The 3,418-nt window shown below is 57.9% G+C and carries 2 protein-coding genes and 1 pseudogene; 1 reads left to right on the forward strand and 2 read right to left on the reverse strand.

The window, feature by feature from the left end:
* Together HX846_RS39505 and HX846_RS08125 are read right to left on the reverse strand one after the other, a co-directional pair.
* A pseudogene (locus HX846_RS39505) lies at positions 1–756 on the reverse strand (penicillin-binding protein 2); the annotation flags it as partial.
* Between the two features lie 195 nt (positions 757–951).
* The gene (locus tag HX846_RS08125) at positions 952–2,367 is read right to left on the reverse strand and encodes an aldehyde dehydrogenase family protein (protein ID WP_178965230.1); all 1,416 of its coding nucleotides are present in this window, start codon (positions 2,365–2,367) and stop codon (positions 952–954) included.
* A gap of 101 nt (positions 2,368–2,468) precedes the next feature.
* Between HX846_RS08125 and HX846_RS08130 the strand changes: the two genes are divergently transcribed.
* The gene (locus tag HX846_RS08130; protein ID WP_003208253.1) at positions 2,469–3,359 is read left to right on the forward strand and encodes a LysR family transcriptional regulator; all 891 of its coding nucleotides are present in this window, start codon (positions 2,469–2,471) and stop codon (positions 3,357–3,359) included.
* Positions 3,360–3,418 lie beyond the last annotated feature (59 nt).

A 3,418-nucleotide genomic window follows, 5' to 3' on the forward strand; every position in this document is an offset into this window, starting at 1 on the left:
GTCCAGGCTCAGCACGATGTTTTTGCCGGGGATCGGGTCGGTGTGCTTGAGCACCCGCAGGACGCGGCCCTGGGCGTTGGTTTCAACTTCTTCATAGCCGACGTGGCCATGCAACTCGGACTCGTAGAAACGCTCGATCCCGGTTTTACCAATGGACTGCGTGCCCCGGTACTCCACTGAGTCGAGGGCTTTGGATTCTTTTTCGTTGATCCGGCCTACGTAGCCAATGGAGTGGGCAAAGTGCGCACCCAGCGGATAATGGCGGACGAATTGCGGCTCGACATCCACGCCCGGCAGGCGGAATTCGTTGACGGCCAGCACGGCGATCTGCTCTTCGGTCAGCTCGTAGAACAGGGTGACGGGCACGAAGGGATGACGGGCTTGCTTGAGCGCCTTATCAAATACGCCGCGATCCTCGGCGGGCAGATGCAGGAGGCTGACGATAGCGTCCAGCTCTCCTTTGAGATCGGTGGTGCGCTCGCGGGTGATGGTCAGGTTGTAGCTGGGACGGTTGTCGGCAAGTACTACGCCGTTGCGGTCATAGATCAGGCCGCGGGTCGGTGTGATCGGCAGGACGTGGACGCGATTGTTTTCGGAAATGGTGGAGTGGTAGTCGTACTGCACCACCTGCAGGAAGTACATCCGACCTACCAGGGCGCAGGTAATGCCGATTACCAGCAGCGCGCAGGCCAGCAGCCGCTTGTTGACCAGGCGGTTTTCTTTTTCGTGATCCTTTATCGGTATTGGTTCAGGCATTTCTACAGCATCTCGTTGAATAAAGTCGACGCCGCTTCCTGCGGAGGAGAAATCAGTCCTTGTGAAAATGTGCTGCACCATACCAAAAATGCAGAAACACTTTGCATCGATTTCCCTGAACGGTGTGCTAATGGAGCCTGTTCATGCACTTTGGTTTGAGCCGTTGACCATATTCATGCGTTTTTATGCTGAGGATCAGCTCAGGATCGATTTGGGCTCCAGGAAGGCTTCGAGGCCGAATGTGCCGTACTCGCGGCCGATACCCGATTGCTTGAAGCCACCAAACGGCGCAAGAGGTTCATGGGCCAGGGTATTGATCAGCACTCGGCCAGCGTCTATACGGCTGGCCAGCCTGCGGGCGCGTTCGGGATTTGAAGACAAGATGTATGCCTGGAGGCCGTAGGGTGTGTCGTTGGCGATGGTCAGGGCCTCTTCCTCGGTTGCGTAGGTAATGATCGAGAGCACCGGGCCGAAAATCTCCTCGCGGGCGATGGCCATTTGGTTGGTCACCCGGCTGAATACGGTTGGTTTTACGAACCACCCGGCTTTGATGCCCTCAGGCAAACCGCGACCTCCTGCCAATAGGTGGGCGCCCTCCTCGATCCCGATCTGAATGTAGCGCTGTACGCGCTCCCACTGTTTTTGGCTGACCATGGGGCCGACCGCAGTGGCTGGGTCACGAGGGTCGCCGGCTTGCACGTTGCCCACCTCGTCGATCATCAGCGCTTCGATTTCCTCCAAACGACTTTCGGGTACCAGGATTCGAGTGCCGGCTATACAGGCCTGGCCGCTGTTCATGAAACCGGCCTGAAGGGCCATAGGCACGGCCGTCTTGAGGTCCGCATCATCGAGAATCAGCACCGGTGATTTGCCGCCCAGCTCTAGGGTCACGCGCTTCAGGGTCTCGGCGCCGGTCCGCAGGATTGTTTTGCCGACAGCGGTTGAACCCGTGAAGGACACTTTTGCGATGTCGGGATGGGCGCTCAACACGGCGCCTACGGTTTCGCCACGGCCAGTGACGATGTTGAATACACCGGGAGGCAAGCCTGCGTCATGCAGGGCGCGGGTGACTAGCGAGGTCTGGATTGCGCTCATTTCACTGGGTTTGATCACGGCGGTACAGCCGGCGGCCAACGCCGCAGCGAGCTTGCCGCAGATAAAACCGGCGTTGCTGTTCCAGGGTGTGATCAAGCCGGCCACACCCAGCGGCTGCATGACCACCTCGGCGATGCCAATGCGTCGGGAGAAGTTGTAGCTCTCCAGTACTGAAGCGGCATCTTGCAGGACGCTGGCTGCATGCTTGGCCATCCACCGCGCACGGGATATTGGGGCGCCGTACTCCTCGATAATCGCGTCGGTAAGTGCGTCCTCAATGGATTCAACTGCGGCGTGAAGGCGTTTGAGATAGTCGATGCGCACATCTTTAGAGCTATGGGAGAACTCGGTAAAAGCTCGCTTGGCGGCAGCGATGGCATCCAGGGCGTCTTGTTCATTTGCCAATCGAACCTGGCCGATACGCTGGCCTGTTGCAGGGTTGAACAGGTCAAAAAGCTCTTCGCCATGGGGCGTCACAAAGGCGCCGTTGATGTAAATCTGGTTGATGTATTGCATAGGTCCTCCGGGACGCTGAGCTAGTGCGTCCTACGGTAAGTCACTATGATTAAGCTGATAAGCCGTACAAATCGGCATGAGTTGATGAGCGATTCAGGACAATGAATACATCCGGGCTGAATGAGTTGGAAGCGGTGCTGGCAGTGGCTCGGCATCGCAGTTTTCGTGCAGCGGCGACCGAGTTGAATGTGTCGACATCGGCGTTGAGCCACTCTATCGCGGGGCTTGAAGCGCGGATGGGGGTGAGGCTGTTCAATCGCACCACGCGCAGCGTGTCGTTATCTGAAGTGGGCGCGGAGTTTGTCGAAACCATTACCCCTGCACTGTTGAGCATTCGCACGGCCTTGGAACAGGCAGGAAATCGCAGCGCGGAACCCAGCGGTACCTTGCGCCTGAATACCTCGGCGGGGGCGGCAAAGCAGGTGATGCCGTTGCTGCTGGAGTATCTGCGACGTTATCCACGGATGAAATTGGATATCGTCACTGAGGGGCGGCTGGTGGATATCGTCGCGCAGGGGTTTGATGCGGGGATTCGGCTCGGGGGTACGGTTCCTCAAGACATGATCGCAGTCGATATCAGTCCGGCCCAGCGTTTTTCGGTATTGGGCAGCCCGGACTATTTTGCTCTCAACCCAGTTCCCGTCAGTCCCATGGATCTGCGGGCCCATCAGTGTATTCGCAGCCGGATGCCCAGCGGGGCGATCTATCATTGGGAGTTTGAGCGACATGGCGAAGCGCTTGCTGTCGAGGTGCAAGGGGTTTTGACCCTGGATAATCCGACTCTGATGCTCGAGGCTGCCAGGGCGGGACTAGGCTTGACCTATCTTACGGAATGGAATGCCGCTGCCGATTTAGCGAACGGGACGTTAGTGCGCGTACTAGAGGAATGGACGCCGTCTTTTGACTGCTTGCGCCTCTATTACCCAGGTAGGCGCCATGTGCCGGCCGGGCTAAGGGCACTGATTGAGTTGATCAGGGAGCAAGGCTTTTAACCAGGCTGGATCTTTTTACGGCCAACAGCTCTCTCCCCGTTTTCCGACCGCCCAAAACA

The sequence above is a fragment of the Pseudomonas sp. K5002 genome (assembly GCF_013386655.1).
GTDB lineage: Bacteria > Pseudomonadota > Gammaproteobacteria > Pseudomonadales > Pseudomonadaceae > Aquipseudomonas.

What these genes read in the sequence shown, in the direction of transcription:
- HX846_RS08125 (WP_178965230.1), bottom strand. Translation starts at nt 2,367, where the DNA reads ATGCAATACATCAACCAGATTTACATCAACGGCGCCTTTGTGACGCCC.
- HX846_RS08130 (WP_003208253.1), top strand. Translation starts at nt 2,469, where the DNA reads ATGAATACATCCGGGCTGAATGAGTTGGAAGCGGTGCTGGCAGTGGCT.